Below are 17,414 nucleotides of genomic sequence, written 5' to 3' on the forward strand. Positions count from 1 at the left end.
AAATGAAATTAACCGCAGAAGAAACCTCTCAATATAGTAGACATCTTAGTCTTGAAGAATTTGGAGAAAGAGGTCAATTAAAGTTGAAGCAAGCAAAAGTTTTAGTTATTGGTGCTGGTGGCTTAAGTTGTCCGGCGCTGCAATATTTAGTCGCAGCAGGGGTTGGCAGCATAGGAGTTGTTGATGCTGATATCGTGGATCAAACCAATCTGCAACGACAAATTCTTTACACTCTTGAAGATATAGGAAAGTATAAAGTAGAAGCAGCTGTGTCCCGATTGAAAAAATTAAATCCTTTTGTTCAACTAAACAGCTACATTACCAAATTAAGTAATGACAATGCCCTTGATTTATTTGAAAACTACGATATCATTGTAGATGGCACCGATAATTTCCCTACTCGATATTTGATAAATGATGCTGCTGTAATTTTGGGAAAAACGGTAGTATTTGGGTCGATAAACAAGTTTGAAGGACAGCTTTCTGTGTTCAACTATCATAACGGACCCACATATAGATGCCTATTCCCTACCCCACCTTCGCCGAAACTAGTTCCTAACTGTTCAGAAGCAGGAGTATTGGGGATTCTACCAGGTATAATTGGAAGCTTACAAGCAAATGAAGTTTTAAAGATCATTTTAGGCTTAGGCAATATACTGTCTGGGAAGCTATTAACTTTTAATGCGCTTACATTAAAACAGGAAATATTTCATTTTAAAAAGAATCCTTTCCTTGTAATAGCATCTTTAGTGCAAGATTATCAAACGTTTTGTGGTCTGGATGATGGGTTTGAGGAAATAACGTATCAAGAATATCTGCAAGAGGCAGATACTTTTAATGTATTAGATGTAAGAAGCAAAGCGGAACGAGAGAAACTTTATATCGAAAGTTTTCATATTCCTTTAGAGGAATTGGAAGATAGATATACCGAGCTAACAGCAAACAAACCCTTATTGGCCTTTTGTAAATCTGGAGTACGCAGTAAGCTTGCAATTAAGATGCTTAAAAGTAAAAACTTCGAGAATAAACTAGTAAGTCTAAAAGGTGGCATTAACACTGCTGCTGTTATTCTTTAGTGCAATAGTTTTAGCATAAAAATTATAGCAATTGAGAATGTATATCCTAAAATAGTATAACCAATTACACTCAACAATCTTTCTATATCTTTGCAGGTGTACAACAACCATTAAGAAAATTAAAAATTGCTTTATGTTTAAAATTAAAAATATTAAGAAATTAGGTTTCCTTTTAGCAGCAACAGTTTTATTAGGATGTGGTTCTGATGACAACTGCAATTGCAGAGGAAAATTTCTTGGAAATGAAGGCGTTTTTTATGGCGATGTCGTTAATTGCAGCGACGGAGAGCCTGTACTTTCACAGCAAGCTAGTGAGGGAAACAACGTAACATATTTAGGTTGTGACGATTAAAAGGGGGTTTAAATCTGCTGTAAAACTGGATTTCTTAGCTACTTCACAAATCTATTATTGCTAAGTTTTTCTTCTTTAAATTTTTCAGGAAAATAGTTGAAATCGATTAAATAAATTTAGTAAGTTTGCCGTATGGGATTAGGTTTATTAGCAATATGGACTGTTGGACTTTTCTTAGCTCTATTCATTATTATGGAGCTACAAGAAAGACTATAACGGTTTAATAAATATCTTCAAATTACATTATTACTAGATTCATAAATCTAGCTTAATACTCTACACTCTTATTTTAAAAAAATTCAAGTCGATTTTTATTTCATAATAAGGTAAACAGGAAATTTTTATTTTATTATCTGACCATTTTTTTACAAGAATTTGCACAAATCTTCATAAAAAAATAATCACGCTCCAACATCCTCATTCCAAAGCTCAGGATTTTCAGAAATAAAGTAATCTACTAGTTGTTTACACCTTCTATCGTTTAACACAATCACCGAAACTCCATTTTCTATCAACATATCCTCCGCACCTAGATAATTGGTGTTTTCACCAATAACAACCTTTGGAATACCATAATGTAAAATAGCTCCAGCACACATCGGACAAGGAGATAAAGTGGTATATAAAACACTTTCCTTATAAATTGAAACAGATTGCCGTCCAGCATTTTCAATGGCATCCATTTCTGCGTGTATAATGGGACTATCTTTTTGCACTCTTTTATTATGTCCACGTCCAATAATTTCCCCATTATACACCAAAACAGCTCCAACAGGGATTCCGCCCTCTGCTATACCTATTTCTGCTTCTTTTAAAGCTTCTGAAAAAAATGTATCCATAATTAATATTCAAACTTTATAAGTTAATAAATTTCATACTCAAAAGTTCGGCTTTTTTAAAACCAAAGTATATTTAAATGTTACAACAAGGGGATTTTAATATTTAAATCAGAAATTTCTGAAATTAAATTTTGACGGGAAAGTCTATTATATAAATATTGTGGGGTAAATATTATTAATATTTCAACAACCCACTAAAATATACTTATACGCTTTTACCAAAGTAACAATTTCTAACGCATGAAAACAATACGTATTGCCACGTACTTATCAAGTACTAATACTCAAAAATTAGCTACAAGATCCAATTTAAATCTTAATTCCACCGAATTAATCTAATCGGTTTCCTGCATTTTCACGTGCCCAAACTCGGTAATTTTTAAACTGGGTTTCACTTAGTATTTTACTTAAAATATTGTCTTGAAGTTCGGTGCGCTCAAAGCTATTCATTTCCTTATTTCGGTTGTTATTATTCCAATTTTGCAATATTCTATTCCATTCACTATTAAATCTATTTACTTGCTCCTCCGTCATTCCTAGATCTACAAACATTTTTTGATTCTTAGCCTTAGCAGCTTCCTCAATCTGTTTACTTGATAATTCTTTGTTAGGAGTTTCTGTAGATAGCTGTTGAAATTTATTAGATCTATCACCTTTAACTGCAACATCAGTATTTGCTCTACCCCTATTGGTAGCTTCAACCGGATTTGAGTTAGTGTTTCTATCGGAATCTGTTTTTGTTACGCCGCAAGCGGTAAACAAACCTAATAAAGTGATTAATGACAAGCTTTTAATGGTATTCATAGTTATTATTTTAAAATTATTTTTCTCTTAAACATTAAAATTGTTCGTTTTTCCAATAGTTGAAAAAACGAACAAACTAATACTAACTTACGAAACATTTAGATCTTAACTAGTTTCTTATAATAGTAATTATAGCAATTATTACTCCATATTAAAAGCTCAACAACAATCTACATAATCTAGACTCACTTACTATCCAAACTGTATAATTGTATATCCAACTGTATAAAATTTATACACTTTTTGTAGCTGTAAATCCTCAAATGCTCAACAAAACCTAGTAAACCTCACACGGCACAACAGTTGCTAAACACTTCCTCGAACTGATAAACAATTTTTAAAAGCGATTAAAAATCAATTAAGGATTTAAAATGAACAACAACACACAAGACACTTCAGGAAATCATTTAGATAAATCTACAGAACAAGTAGCTACTAATTACACTAGCCAAAATAAGTCGGTTTCACGTACAAACCCTTGGGGGATATTTGTGCTTGCTAGTACTTTCTTATTAATTTTTATTGCTACCTATCTCTTTTTCTATCTAGATACCGACTTTGCCAATTTTCGTGAAGAACGTATTAGTTCCACCCTTGGTTATGGATTTTTAGTTATGGCCACTGCTCTTTTAGTCTTTAAAGCTGGGTTCTTTGTTTATACCCTTATTAGATATTTCAAATACAAACCTATAGCATCTGTAAGTGATGAGGAATTACCTACTTGTACAGTAATAGTTCCTGCTTACAATGAAGGGAAACAAGTGTGGGAAACATTAAAAAGTTTAGCCAACAGTGATTACCCAGCAGAAAAATTGCAATTATTAGCTATTGACGACGGGAGTAAAGATGATACTTGGCATTGGATGCAACAAGCCAAAAAAGAATTAGGAGATAGAGTTACTATATTTCAACAACCAAAAAACAAAGGTAAACGTCACGCGCTTTATCGTGGATTCAACATTGGTACTGGAGATGTGTTTGTAACTGTGGATAGTGATTCTGTTGTAAATGAAGATACTTTAAGAAATTTGGTTAGCCCGTTTATTCTAGATGAAAAATGCGGTGCCGTAGCTGGAAACATACGAGTATTAAACAATAAAAAAGCGCTTTTACCAAAAATGCTCGATGTAAGTTTCGTACTTAGTTTTGAATTTGTACGTTCCGCAGAAAGCAGCCTTAACTCAGTATTATGTACTCCAGGAGCATTAGCTGCCTACCGCCGAAGTGCTGTTTTTGCTGTACTTCCCGAATGGATAAACCAAACATTTATGGGGAAACCATCAGATATAGGCGAAGATAGAGCTATGACTAATATGATATTGAAACAAGGTAATAAAGTGTTGTTTCAGCGTAATGCTTATGCTTATACCAACGTACCTGAAAGTTATAAGGGACTATATAAAATGTTCATTAGATGGGGACGTAGTAATGTGCGCGAAAACATTGAAATGTCTAAATATGTTTTCACTAATTTTAGAGAAGAATCAAAATCTGGAATACGATTACTATTTATAAGTCAATCGTTGAAGATTATAATGAGCTATCCATTTATTCTGTTTATGTTATTCTTTATAGTAACACACCCGATATTGTTCTTTAGCTCTACGCTATTCGGAATTCTCATATTTTCAAGTTTCCCGATGTTGTTCTATGCTAAACGATACAATATATCAGAGTCTTTTTGGGCGTATTCATATAGCATATTATACACTTTTGCATTATTTTGGATTACTCCTTACGCAATCGCTACAGCTAGCAAAAGAGGCTGGTTAACGCGAGGATAACAGTTATAAATTAAGATCCGATAGGATTTCTGGCCAGCACCCAATTGACCAACTATTTATGTGCTGGCCTTTTTTATGGCTGTATTTAAAGAAGATTAATAATAAAAAGGGCTATTTCAATACACCTCTACTCGAAAAGCCGGGGTTAGGTAAGGTATTTTTTTAAATAAGTATCTATTATAGTCTTAAGGTAATCTTCATTAAGGGGCTTGTTATAAAAACCATGTACACTTTTAAATTCCATAGCTCTAGATTTATCTCTTTCGTCTATTGAATTACTTAGCATTGTAAGCACAACTTCTCCTTGCTGAGACACCGTAAGTTTTTCATATTCTTCCAAAAACTCCCATCCATTCATTCCTGGCATATTGATATCCAAAAATATCAATGTAGGCTGTGGGTGTTTACCGTCTAGTTCACTTTTTAGATATTCTAAGGCTTCATGTCCGCTATAGCATATATGAATATTATCGCTTATCCCCATTTTCTTGATTTTTCGAGCGTGATAGAAATTATCACTTTCCGAATCGTCAATAAGCAAAACATTCTTCAATTTTTTCATATAGTTATTTTTTTAAAGTAAAATGAACAGTGGTACCAACTCCAAAAGTAGAACTTACCCAAATGTTACCCAAATGAAGTTCGACTATTTTCTGACAAAATGCTAATCCTATCCCCTGACCTTCATAGTCTTTATTGCTATTAAGCCTGCTAAACATATCGAAAACCTTAGTGAAATCTTTCTCAGGAATACCTATTCCATTATCTTTTATATGAAAGTTGAAATAGTTAGCTGTTTCGTCGAAAGATATCTTAATGTTAGGTTTTACCTCTGGTTTGGTGAATTTTATAGCATTAGAAATGAGATTTTGAAATAATTGTTTTATTTCAATTCTGTACCCTGTTATTGTTGGTAAATGGTCGTGCTCTATTACAATTCCACGTTCTTCAATTACTACAGCGAAATCATCTTTAATTTTTTCTAATGTTTCATTTAAGTTCACTTCCTCCATCTGACCGATTGTACCAATTCTGGAAAAAGAAAGGAGTCCGCTAATAAGGTTTCGCATTCGTTCTACTGCCTTATTTATGAAGTTAAAATACATTACAGCTTCCCCTTCCACTCGTTCCGGGAAATCTTCTTGAAATATTTCTAAGTAGTTTGAAACTGTACGTAATGGTTCTTGCAAGTCGTGAGAAGCTACGTAGGCAAAATGATCTAATTGTTGATTTTTTACGATAAGAGATTCATTTAATTTATCTGCCTCTTCTATAGCCTTTTCTTTTGCTTTAATTTCCTTTTGCTTTTCGGCATTAGAAATTTTTAAATCTTTTAAAGTGTGTTGTAAGTTTTTATTTGAACGTTCTAAATCGGACTGTGTTTGGAGAAGCTCTTCTATTAAAGGTCTAATCTTTTTTATTAAGTTAAACAGACTAAGGAAAACTATAATAGTAGCAATCCCCAAACCTGCTAGAATTATAAGCTTCCAAGCAGTAAACTTTCTAATTCGTTTATCAAGAATAACATCGGCAGTTATTAACATATCTTTCAAAATTAATGCTACATCATCATTAAAATGAACATCTCGATGATTATCATTCTCAATTGAAGATAAATTAGAAGTTGGATTTAATAAAATACTGTCCAACAATTTAAGGTTAGCATCCATTTTAGCCTCAATCGTATTTACCCGTTTTACTTGTTGTTCTGTTTCACGAACTAAATATCTTAACGATTTTAATAATGTGTCGTATTCTTTTTCAGCTAACCTGAATTCTTCTTTATACTTAATATTATTAGTGTATCTATAGGTTAAGCCAAAGCTCTCCATTTTAGATATTGTTGAAGAAATTTGATCAATATTATTTTTTACCTTCCAACTTTCAGCAATTTCATCGGCAGAATCAGCATTTTGCATAAATGAAAATCCTATTAAGATAATCACAAGAATAAGCGAAGAGACTAGTAGTATAAAATTAGTTAAACCTACTTTTCTGATTCTTTTCATAGGCAAATGGTATAAGTTGTAAAAAAATACAGCTATCCTTTCAAAGGTAATGAACTAGATTTACATGACAATAATCCAAAAAATAATTTCAAATAATCCACCGAAAGTATAAAATGACAAAATAATTAGATAAATTTACTAGTCTAACCACAACCTATCCAAGATGGCTTTACCTGATAATATGAATTTTTTGATAGTTGAAGATTTAGTATCAGATACTTTTTTACTTCAACGACAGCTTAAAAAAATTTCAGTAAATCCTGAAATTCGATTTGTAGATAGCGAGATAAGTTTAATAAATGCTTTAAAAACATACATTCCAGATATGGTTATCACCGACTTTAAACTTGTAGGAATGAATGCATTTGATGTAATTAGAATTTCTAAAAATTATAACGACAATATTCCAATAGTAGTTATCACAGGAAATTTAAAATACGAAGGAGATAAGGATGAATTATTAAAGAGTGGTGCCGAAGGTTTTTTTCTAAAAGAACCTATTAATACCCTTAATGAAAGATTACTCCCGTTATTTGAGACTATTATAGCAAATAGTCAAGATAAAATGGACCGTATAGATAGGCAGAGACGAAAATACGATTCTAGCAAATCTCATAGCGACTTTTTAAGAGAATACACTTTTGGTGATGATTATGAAGAAGAGGATAAAGAGAACCAGAAAGAACCAACGATATTAGACAAGATATTGAACCTATTTAGGAAATAAAAAAGAGTCTGATTCTACTGTAGAATCAGACTCTTTTTTGTCTTTAACTTATTATCGATTATGGGTGAATTCCCCAACGGTTTTTATCGGCGTAAGCGAAATCCATCTGATATTTTTTAGGAATATCACCATTTAGCATAGAACCTTCCTTAATAGACGGGAATAGCTCTTCGTAAGTAATCATTTCATTTAATGATACTCTTCTATAAATATGAGTACGTGTAAGATTTCTAGTTTCATCTACACCAGTAGCTCCTAATAATTCCACGAAATTCTTAATTGTTTTTTCGTGATAATTAGCAACACGAGTTTTCTTATCTTCTGGAACCAAACCTACTGTTAACTTAGGGTCTTGAGTAGTAATACCTACAGGACATTTATTGGTGTTACAAAGTAAAGCTTGAATACACCCAATAGCCATTTTCATACCTCTCGCTTGGTAACATCCATCTGCTCCTAAAGCAATAGCACGAGCAATATGGAACGCAGAAGTAATTTTACCTGAAGCAATCACCTTAATATGTCGACGAATATTCATACCATTTAAGATGTTATGAACGAAATCTAAACCATCTAACAACGGTGCACCTACATAATTACTAAATTCTGGTGGTGCAGCTCCAGTTCCTCCTTCTCCTCCATCTACCGCAATAAAGTCTGGATACAAATCGAGTTCAACCATTGCTTGACAGATTGCAATAAACTCACTCTTATAACCAATACACAGTTTAAATCCAACTGGTTTACCTCCCGACAACTCTCTTAGTTTTTGAATAAACTTAATCATTTCCATAGGCGTATCAAACGCAGAATGGTAAGGTGGCGACACAACTTTTACGTGAGGTTTAATATGTCTAATTTTAGCAATTTCCTCAGAGTTTTTCTCTGCAGGAAGTATTCCACCATGCCCAGGTTTTGCTCCTTGAGAAATTTTAAGCTCAATCATCTTAACATTAGGATGTTTAGCTTTTTCTGCGAATAATTCAGGGTTAAACTTACCATCTTCGGTACGGCAACCAAAATAACCTGTTCCAATTTGCCAGATTAAATCTCCTCCGTGCTTTAAGTGATAATGACTTAAACCTCCTTCTCCAGTATTATGGGCGAAATTTCCAATTTTGGCACCAGCGTTTAAAGCTTCTACAGCATTGGAACTTAGCGCTCCAAAACTCATCGCAGAAATATTTAGAATACTAGCAGAATACGGTTGTGTACAATCCTTATTACCGATCATGATACGTGGATCGTTATTTAAGGTATCAAAAGCCTTTGGTGCTATTGAATGACAAATCCATTCGTAGCCTTCAGCATAAAGGTCTAATTGCGTTCCAAAAGGAATAGTATCTCTAACCCCTTTTGCTCTTTGATATACAGTTGAACGATCTACTCTATTAAAAGGACGACCATCAATGTCAGATTCAATAAAGTATTGATACAATTTTGGACGAAGTTCTTCAAGTACATAACGCAAACGACCGAAAACGGGATAATTTCGCATAATTGTATGCCGCGTTTGAAGTATGTCGTAATACCCTAAAGCAGTAAACAAGAAAACGATTACAAAAAACACATACCATGAAGGGTCTAGGTAGTAGCCTAATGCAAAAGTTATTATAAGCAAAACACTCGAAAATATAAAGAATTGAGTACGCATAATTGGGATTTATTGAAATTGGGTCTATGTTTTATAGAATATATTAGCTCTTATAAAATATAAAATTCTGATAATCAGTAAGCTGTAGATTTTAAATATTAAGGACGAAATTACAACTTATTTCTCAAGATACTAATATGAAAATAGAGTTTTTAAATGTATTAATATAAATGATAAATAAATGCCGCTAACTTTAAATCACTTAGATTCCTTTCAAAATAACTGTAATTATTAATTCAACAATTATAAGTTTTTACATAACTGAATAAAAGAGCAAAACTAATTATTCAATATCTATTCAACAACCAAATCACGCCCTTTTAACTTGCAAATATGCTAATTAATTGAATACAAATTAGGTTAGGCTAAATTCATATGTTTTCACCTTGATTTCCAAAAGAAATAACACTAAAACCCTATATTAATTAAAAAAGAAAATAATTATATAATCAATAATTAATCAAAGTAAAATCACAATACTTCATGCTTTTTGTCATATATATTCAATATATTCACTCAATTTTAACAATAATACATTTTAAAACACAATACATCCTATAATAAAACTTTACTTACTTCTCATTTTATTTTTAATTAGTTAGATAAGATTAAAGCACAAACAAAAAGAGTTCTTATAGAAGAAGGCACTGGTACTTGGTGTAATTGGTGTCCGTGCGGAATTGTTTTCGAACAACAAATGATTTAAGAACACGTCGTTATTTTTGTTGCAATACAAATGGGTAACGTAATGAAGAGCACGCCTGATTATGCTGCAGCCACTACCATCACTGGTTTACCGAATGGAAATGTTGATCGCGTTGCACTACGAGTTGGCACATTATATTGGAAAACTGAAGTAATCAACCAAATTAACAACACTCCCCCAACTGACATTTCAGTCAAAACTATTTTTAACCCTGGCACGTGTAATTTATCCATGACAGTTACTGCCGATTTCTTTACTGCATTATCAGGGGACTATACATTAGGAGCTGTGGTTGTTGAAGATGTTATAACAGGCACTAGTAGCGGTTACGATTAATATAATGCTTACTCTGGTGGCACTGTCGAAATGGGTGGTTGGGAAAACTTACCAGACCCTGTACCTGCTAGACAATTGGTTTACGACCACGTAGCCCGTTATTTAGCTACTGAATATGTAGGAGATGCTGGAAGTTTACCTAGTACGATTTCTGCAGGTTCACAACACTCTCATACCATTACTTGGACATTACCTGAAGAATATAATGGAGAATACACTCATGTAGTAGGTTATATTACAAATGCTACTACAGGTGAAATACTTAATGCGGGTAAAAGTGCATATCTTCCAGGCCATATTAATGCTTAATCATTTTTTGTATCTGAAGGTGAAACAAGTGCATTAGTTGGTGTAAATTATCATTATGAAATTTTAACCCACGATCCAGATAACTTAGACTTAACAATTACTGCTGTTGATATTCCCTATTGGATGACCTTAACAATAAAAGGTGAGACTACAGCTAGTTTAATAGGAACACCAACTAAAGAAGGAACTTATCTAGTTACACAAATGCTTTCGGATGGAAATTCCTCTGAACAACAATATTTTGAAGTTGAAGTAGTAGATTCTGGTGAAGTAGATTGGCATGTTGTAGGCCAAGAAGGGTTTACCGATGGTATTGCATATGATCTAAATTTAGAAATAAACAGTATTGGAGTTCCATAAGTAATGTCTGCAAATTCAAATAATGAAATATCAGTTTACACTTACGAAAATGATTCTTGGGCATTATTAGGTAATAAAACTACTGGCGAACAAGGACAAGCTGCAATGGCTCTAGCTCCCGATAGCACTCCATACATTATTACTGTAAATTGTTTATTAAAAGTTTATAAGTACGATGGTTCAAATTGGACTCAAGTAGGTGGCACAGTTGGCAACGGATACCATATGGATATAAACGTTGCAAATGATGGTACTCCTTATGTGTCTTATATGGACGTTACAAATAACAACTTTAATATTGTTGATTACCCTAATCCAAATTCTGGACAGTTTACCGTACTATCAAACTATAACGGAAAGTTCCAATTATTAGACATTCAAGGCAGAGTAATTTCAGAAGGCATTTTAGAAATTGTAGATGCTACAAGCAATAATTACACCTATACCTTTAATCACTCAAACTTATCGAAAGGATTGTATTTATTAAGTATAGCGAATGAACAAAAAAGATAAGTAGTGAAAATCAAAATTGAATAATTAACCAAGTTTAATTCAGTAAATAAAAAGCTTCCAATAATTTGGAAGCTTTTTTAATATCTTGGTTATTTAAGATTTTTCTTAAACTAAAGGATAGTGAAATCTATTAAACTAAAATGTATATCGTATATTTTTAGATTTTTTCTTATTTACAGTTTTATTTTTTTTCTTATTCCTGGCTCCTACTGTAGATTTCGATTTATTATGATTTTCATCAAGTGTTTCATTTTTGGATAACTTTAGCTGTAAGTTTAATTGAGCTATCAAACTTTCAGTTGTACTGCGAAGTATATCTATCCTATTCATAGCATTTAATTTGTTAGTTTTAATTTCGGTAATAAAATTAACACGAATAATTTTAGATTTACCCTACATAACATTTCCTTATGCCTTAATTATCATAAACTTAACATTAAGGATATAATATTGACAATTCAAAGTTTGATTTGGCTGCGAGAAGTAGTGTTTTAAGCAAAACTTCACATATTTAATTTCTCCACATTTGGTTTAAAAAGCAATCTAGCTTCCTATTTATTCAAGATTAACAGGTTTATTGTTTTAGGAAACGATGCTGACTAACAGTATCATTAAAAATCAACATTAATACATATACCCCATTTGGAAGGTTGGAAACATCGATAAAATCATCTTTATTTAATTGTTTAGAACAAACCAAACGCCCACCCATATCATATACTTTAGCTTGAGAAGAATTTGAGTTTCTGATAAAAAGTTGTGTAACTGCAGGATTAGGATATACCTGAAACTTCTTACTTTCTTTTTCCTCTACACCTAAAAGCTGTTCATTTATAACACCTACAGCATCCAGATCAAACCCACCTGAATGAAATGGGGTTGTAAAAGGATCGTTTATAATATTTCCATGACTATCATAACTTGCATAATTAGAATTTAGACTTCCCACAACATCTATTATCTTAATATGAGTAATATTATTTTTATCAAGTAGGGGATCTTCTTGTAATTCCGCAAGGTCGAATGGAGTTCCAAACATCGCCCGATATTTACCTGCTAGGTTATTTATATAGGTAGGATCTAATTCATCAAACCCTTCCACTTGAATCTCTGTTTGAGTTTGGCTATGAGAAGGAAATCTAAAAAAATCAATTCCGTTGGAGCTTACTTCAACAAAAGCTAATTCCAAATAAAAATCACTAAAACTATTTTCAAAAACAGCAAAATCAAAGCCGGGACCATCTTTTATGGGGCTATCAAAAGTTAATATGGCTTGCCCACCATCTCCCAAGCTTACCGCACTATTTGTGGCAGGACCTTTTGCATTATCGGGCTCACCATAAGTTGTAAAGTTACTACCGTTAGCCTGATAATCCGGATTCGAAATATCTACATAACCTCTTTCAATACTAACACCTGTTGCCCAAGAAACAAAAAGGGCACTATCCGCTGCAATGGCTGTTGACCCAACTTGGCCAGCTGCAGGCGCATAACTTTGCGCCTGCAGCGAACAAGTAGTCATCAGAAATAAGATAAAAATTACCCTCATTTTACAATTAACTTCTCTGTCGAAATATTTCCTTCAAAAGCTATTTGCACTAAGTAAACTCCAGCTTTTAAGTCGTTTACTTTTACCGTTTCATTGCTATAAACTCCAGCTTTTACCATTCTTCCTGATGTATCGTAAATCGAAATTTCTGCATTCCCATTAATATTGAGGTTGAAACCATCTGTCGCAGGATTAGGGTAGATCGCGATGTTATTCGCTACAAAATCTGACACCGATGCTGTTTGGGCTTCATATTTATATACTCCATTTGGTAATTGGCCTACAGTGTATTCTGTTTCAAAACTTCCATCTTCATTATAGATATAAACTTTCCCATCATTCACATAATTTACGGCATCGGTTAAATACAACTTATCAGCTATCTTATTAAACCCATAAGGAATTAGAACGTTGTTTGAAGATGTAATAATAAATGGCTGAGCTGGAAGTTCAGTATCCGTCAATGACATTTTGTAGATATTTCTATTTAATACGTAATAAAGATCAGTAGCATCTAGACCTAGAAATTCTGGATGATCTAAACCAGGAAATGTGAATTCTGTAGTGTTCTGATAGTCGTTTAGGCTAATTTTTACAATCTTTCCAGATGTTTCATTTCCTGAATAACTTGGATTTCCGGTGCAAAGAACATAAAGGAAGTCATCATCAACGCGTAAGGCTGAAGGCACATCGCCCACAGCTACCTCAGTAACCTCGTTAGTAGCAGCATCAATAATTGAAATAGAATTCCCAAAACCATAGCCTCCTTGATGTGCAACAAATAGAACACCATTTTTCTCAACTATTTCTTCTGGCCCTTCAGCAACAGGAATTGTTGAAGTAACTTCATTTGTTGTTAAATCTATAACAGCAACGAAATCGTCGGAATCATCTCCTGGATTACCCCAATTGGTGACATATGCTTTGTCACCTGAAAAGGCAATATTTCGAGGATAAACCATTTGGTCTGTGATGCTAGCAGCCATTTCAAAAGTTGTTCTATTCATCACTTTAACCTCATTACTATAATTTAAAACGACATAAGCAAAATCCTCTGTAAACCCCATTCCTTGACCAGTATCACCTAATGCCATACCCATGTTTTGATTTGAAAAAACATTATTTTCTAATGCACCATTTGAATTTAGAAATGAAACTGAAGCTGTTTCGGTTCCTATCATTCCTTCATTTAAGATAAATATTCCATCTTCATAATTTTGAGAATAACTACAAATACAAAATAATAATGTAGCCGCTACGGTTAGTAAGTTGTTGTAATAATTTTTCATGTTCACTTTTTTATAAAATTTATTTAGAATTGAATTTATTTGAGATTTAGTCTACCAATGATCACGCACTTGAATTACAAATCAAGTTTAAATCACTACTAATTTGCTTTGATTTACAAAAACCTAAACAGGAGTTTTTAAACACATTTAGGTTGATTAATTTGATTATATCTAAGTGTTTATCTTGAAAACATTTATAGTGATATTTTGTACACCTTAGGTTGGTAGAAAGCAGTGAAAACAATAACTTAGGATAGATTTTCTGAAGAAAAAATTTAAATACAGTTATGCCGTTTCTCTGAGCGAATCTCAGAAAATGGATAGTAATACAAATAATTAGTTTACAGCAGTAATCGTTCATAAACCTGAAGCTTTTTACCCGAAAGCCATTGTTTTATGTTATTAGGCATTTGGCAGGTCTCCTGGCTCGCGTCCTGTAATTTTCCTTCCCATTGGTTCACCAACAGTGGATTTTGAAGTTTTAATTACAGACGTCCCAATCTTGGGACTAAGCTTACAGTTGCGGGAACAGCTCAGGCTTTTATTAAGTGCAAAAATTCACTTTTCCTGATTCCCTTTTAATTGTGCTGAAATTTTTCAGCAACAAACCAAACGTGGCGCAAAACTAATTAAAATTTCATTGTGAATTATTACAAAACATGAGATTTTCAAAAATGTAAAACGACTTATATACCCTAATGTTTATCAATGAAATATGGAGCCAAAATGAAGGTTAAATAAGTTATCGCACTTAAAAATCTTCAAAATTGTCATGGTATTCTTATCTTGCAGACAATTATTCTTTAAAAATTATTCTATGAAATTATTACGTGTACTTTTTATCTTTTTATCCGTCCCTCTCTTTGCGCAGCAAGGAGGAATGTGGATTCCTTCGCTCTTAGAAGGAATGAATGAGTCTGAAATGAAAAATCTTGGAATGAAAATGTCTGCCCAAGATATTTACGATGTAAACAACGCTAGCTTAAAAGATGCGGTACCACATTTTAATGGTGGTTGTACTTCTGAAGTTATTAGTAACCAAGGACTTTTACTAACTAACCATCATTGCGGTTATTCGCAAATTCAAAGTCATTCAACACTCGAAAACGATTATTTAGAAAACGGTTTCTGGGCAATGAACTTGAAAGAAGAATTGCCAAACCCAGGAGTAACAGCAACTTTTATAATTAAAATTGAAGATGTTACCACTCAAGTAATGAACGGTGTTACAGAATCAATGCCTGAAGCCGATAAGCAGAAAAAAATAGAAGAAAACATCGCTCAAGTTTCACAAAGCTTTCCGAAAGAAGCTTGGCAAGAAAACCGAGTGCGTACATTCTTTGAAGGAAACCAATACATGCTATTTGTAGTTGAAACTTTTAAGGACGTTCGCCTCGTAGGAACCCCTCCTTCTTCTATCGGAAAATTTGGTAGCGATACCGACAACTGGATTTGGCCACGCCATACAGGTGATTTTGCACTTTTCAGAATTTATGCAGACAAAAACAATCGTCCAGCAGAATATTCGGAAGACAATGTACCTTATACTCCAAAACACTTCCTTCCAATTTCATTAGACGGAGTAGCTGAAAACGATTTCACAATGGTGTTTGGATTTCCAGGAACAACCGACGAATATTTACCCTCAGTAGCTATTGAACAAATTATAAATACGGTAAACCCTGCTCGTATTGCAATTCGCGATGCTGCCTTAGCTGTACAGGATAAATATATGCGTGCCGACCCACAAATTAAAATTCAATATGCATCAAAGTTTGCACGTATCGCAAACTATTGGAAAAAGTGGCAAGGGGAAACACTTGGATTGACAAAAAGTAATGCCGTTGGTATTAAACAGAAACAAGAAAAAGCGCTTACTAATCAAATAAACAAAAAAGGAAAGCAAAATGAATACGGAAATTTGCTACCCCAATTTGAGAAGTATTACGCCGAAATTGAACCTTACACTTTAGCTCGTGAGTATTTCTTTGAAACGGTTTTAAGAAATGTGGAGTTACTTCGCACTGGATTTCAAGCTTATCAGCTCACTCAAGTATATGATGCTAGAGGGGCTCAGTCTTTTGAAGATAGAAGAGATAATATGGTAGAGAGAATGTCTGGCCATTATAAAGACTACAGTGCAAAAGTTGACAAAGAGGTTTTTGAAGCTTTAATTGCTATCTATGCCGATAAAGTTCCACAGGAGTTTTTACCTGCTTCATTTAATAACATTGATTCAAAAGCACTAACTGAAGAGGTATACAGTAAGTCTGCTTTTGTAGATTACGACTCATTGAAGAAACTATTAGAAGGTGACGCCGAAACTGTAATTTCAAATCTTAACAACGACCCAGGTTTTAAAGTTGTGAAGGATATGGCAGAAGCATATTTCGAAAAAATCGCTCCTAAATATGAAGAAATTCAGCTAAACATTACTGGATTACAACGTGACTATATGAAAGCGTTGATTGAACTAAGCCCAAAAGAAGATCGAATTTTTCCTAACGCAAATGGGACACTACGTGTTACTTACGGAAAAGTAGCAGGTTACTCTCCTGCTGATGCTGTTTATTACGAGCCAGTAACACATCTTGAAGGTGTTATGCAAAAATACATTCCAGGAGATTATGAGTTTGATGTACCTCAAAAATTAATAGATTTATACGAAGCTAAAGATTACGGCCAATATGCTGAAAATGGAAAAATGCCTGTAAACTTTATCGGTACCAACCACACTACAGGTGGAAATAGCGGTAGCCCTGCTATCGACGCACACGGAAACCTAATCGGCCTAAACTTCGACCGTGTTTGGGAGGGTACAATGAGTGATTACTATTACGACCCTTCTCTTTCAAGAAACATTATGGTTGATATTCGCTACGTATTATTTATAGTAGATAAGTATGCAGGAGCAACAAATCTTATTGATGAAATGAAACTTGTTCACCCTAAAAAAGGAAATAAGAAATCTAAGAAGAGAAAGTAATAAGCCTAGGGTAATTACCTCAAATTTTTTTAAATTAAAAGCCCCCAACGAAAGTTGGGGGCTTTTAATTTCTACACCACAAATAAACGGTTTGTGGTTAATGCTTACTTTGAGAGATATT

At 33.4% G+C, this 17,414-nt stretch carries 17 protein-coding genes and 1 riboswitch; of the genes, 9 read left to right on the forward strand and 8 right to left on the reverse strand.

Annotated elements, in window-relative coordinates; all coding sequences use genetic code 11:
• Nucleotides 1–2 precede the first annotated feature (2 nt).
• A complete protein-coding gene (locus FHP04_RS11810; RefSeq protein ID WP_139856338.1) occupies nucleotides 3–1,076 on the forward strand; it encodes a ThiF family adenylyltransferase in 1,074 nt (357 codons plus the stop codon).
• 133 nt (nucleotides 1,077–1,209) lie between these two features.
• A complete protein-coding gene (locus FHP04_RS11815; RefSeq protein ID WP_139856339.1) occupies nucleotides 1,210–1,428 on the forward strand; it encodes a hypothetical protein in 219 nt (72 codons plus the stop codon).
• Between the two features lie 401 nt (nucleotides 1,429–1,829).
• Here FHP04_RS11815 and FHP04_RS11820 read toward each other — a convergent pair whose 3' ends face one another.
• Both FHP04_RS11820 and FHP04_RS11825 read right to left on the reverse strand, forming a co-directional pair.
• On the reverse strand, nucleotides 1,830–2,267 hold the full coding sequence (locus tag FHP04_RS11820; protein ID WP_139856340.1) for a nucleoside deaminase: 438 nt from the start codon (nucleotides 2,265–2,267) through the stop codon (nucleotides 1,830–1,832).
• Between the two features lie 330 nt (nucleotides 2,268–2,597).
• The gene (locus FHP04_RS11825) at nucleotides 2,598–3,071 is read right to left on the reverse strand and encodes a hypothetical protein (protein ID WP_139856341.1); all 474 of its coding nucleotides are present in this window, start codon (nucleotides 3,069–3,071) and stop codon (nucleotides 2,598–2,600) included.
• 371 nt (nucleotides 3,072–3,442) lie between these two features.
• Between FHP04_RS11825 and FHP04_RS11830 the strand changes: the two genes are divergently transcribed.
• Entirely contained in the window at nucleotides 3,443–4,855 is a 1,413-nt protein-coding gene (locus FHP04_RS11830; protein ID WP_139856342.1) for a glycosyltransferase, read from the forward strand.
• Between the two features lie 145 nt (nucleotides 4,856–5,000).
• On the opposite strand, the gene FHP04_RS11835 is transcribed toward FHP04_RS11830, so the two are convergent.
• Both FHP04_RS11835 and FHP04_RS11840 read right to left on the reverse strand, forming a co-directional pair.
• Nucleotides 5,001–5,417: a response regulator gene (locus FHP04_RS11835; protein ID WP_139856343.1), complete on the reverse strand. Its 417-nt coding sequence runs from the start codon at nucleotides 5,415–5,417 to the stop codon at nucleotides 5,001–5,003.
• Nucleotides 5,418–5,421: 4 nt separating this feature from the next.
• Nucleotides 5,422–6,864, reverse strand: coding sequence for a sensor histidine kinase (locus FHP04_RS11840; protein WP_139856344.1), 1,443 nt, complete (start codon nucleotides 6,862–6,864; stop codon nucleotides 5,422–5,424).
• Nucleotides 6,865–7,045: 181 nt separating this feature from the next.
• On the opposite strand from FHP04_RS11840, the gene FHP04_RS11845 reads away from it, so the two are divergent.
• Nucleotides 7,046–7,591 carry a response regulator gene (locus FHP04_RS11845; protein ID WP_158319140.1) on the forward strand — a complete coding sequence of 182 codons (546 nt, stop codon included), beginning with the start codon at nucleotides 7,046–7,048 and terminating at the stop codon, nucleotides 7,589–7,591.
• Nucleotides 7,592–7,649: 58 nt separating this feature from the next.
• On the opposite strand, the gene FHP04_RS11850 is transcribed toward FHP04_RS11845, so the two are convergent.
• A complete protein-coding gene (locus FHP04_RS11850; RefSeq protein WP_139856346.1) occupies nucleotides 7,650–9,245 on the reverse strand; it encodes an FMN-binding glutamate synthase family protein in 1,596 nt (531 codons plus the stop codon).
• A 748-nt stretch (nucleotides 9,246–9,993) separates the two neighbouring features.
• Between FHP04_RS11850 and FHP04_RS11855 the strand changes: the two genes are divergently transcribed.
• The 4 genes from FHP04_RS11855 (at nucleotide 9,994) to FHP04_RS11870 (ending at nucleotide 11,469) form a co-directional block, all read left to right on the forward strand.
• A complete protein-coding gene (locus FHP04_RS11855; protein ID WP_139856347.1) occupies nucleotides 9,994–10,287 on the forward strand; it encodes a hypothetical protein in 294 nt (97 codons plus the stop codon).
• Nucleotides 10,288–10,317: 30 nt separating this feature from the next.
• Nucleotides 10,318–10,596, forward strand: a complete 279-nt coding sequence (locus FHP04_RS11860) for a hypothetical protein (protein WP_139856348.1) — start codon at nucleotides 10,318–10,320, stop codon at nucleotides 10,594–10,596.
• A 123-nt stretch (nucleotides 10,597–10,719) separates the two neighbouring features.
• Nucleotides 10,720–10,956: a hypothetical protein gene (locus FHP04_RS11865; protein WP_139856349.1), complete on the forward strand. Its 237-nt coding sequence runs from the start codon at nucleotides 10,720–10,722 to the stop codon at nucleotides 10,954–10,956.
• 3 nt (nucleotides 10,957–10,959) lie between these two features.
• Nucleotides 10,960–11,469, forward strand: a complete 510-nt coding sequence (locus FHP04_RS11870; protein WP_139856350.1) for a T9SS type A sorting domain-containing protein — start codon at nucleotides 10,960–10,962, stop codon at nucleotides 11,467–11,469.
• 135 nt (nucleotides 11,470–11,604) lie between these two features.
• Here the strand turns inward: FHP04_RS11870 and FHP04_RS11875 are convergent, their stop codons facing one another.
• The 3 genes from FHP04_RS11875 to FHP04_RS11885 all read right to left on the reverse strand — a co-directional run bounded on the left by FHP04_RS11875 (nucleotide 11,605) and on the right by FHP04_RS11885 (nucleotide 14,307).
• A complete protein-coding gene (locus tag FHP04_RS11875; RefSeq protein WP_139856351.1) occupies nucleotides 11,605–11,799 on the reverse strand; it encodes a hypothetical protein in 195 nt (64 codons plus the stop codon).
• Between the two features lie 244 nt (nucleotides 11,800–12,043).
• Nucleotides 12,044–13,018, reverse strand: a complete 975-nt coding sequence (locus FHP04_RS11880) for a T9SS type A sorting domain-containing protein (RefSeq protein WP_139856352.1) — start codon at nucleotides 13,016–13,018, stop codon at nucleotides 12,044–12,046.
• A complete protein-coding gene (locus tag FHP04_RS11885) occupies nucleotides 13,015–14,307 on the reverse strand; it encodes a T9SS type A sorting domain-containing protein (protein WP_139856353.1) in 1,293 nt (430 codons plus the stop codon). The genes FHP04_RS11880 and FHP04_RS11885 overlap by 4 nt, the downstream gene beginning before the upstream one ends.
• A gap of 395 nt (nucleotides 14,308–14,702) precedes the next feature.
• Nucleotides 14,703–14,935, reverse strand: a riboswitch (cobalamin riboswitch).
• Between the two features lie 189 nt (nucleotides 14,936–15,124).
• Between FHP04_RS11885 and FHP04_RS11890 the strand changes: the two genes are divergently transcribed.
• Complete coding sequence (locus FHP04_RS11890; RefSeq protein ID WP_139856354.1) at nucleotides 15,125–17,293, forward strand: S46 family peptidase; 2,169 nt, start codon at nucleotides 15,125–15,127, stop codon at nucleotides 17,291–17,293.
• Nucleotides 17,294–17,414: the final 121 nt, after the last annotated feature.

This window comes from Aequorivita sinensis (assembly GCF_006346335.1).
Taxonomy (GTDB): domain Bacteria; phylum Bacteroidota; class Bacteroidia; order Flavobacteriales; family Flavobacteriaceae; genus Aequorivita; species Aequorivita sinensis.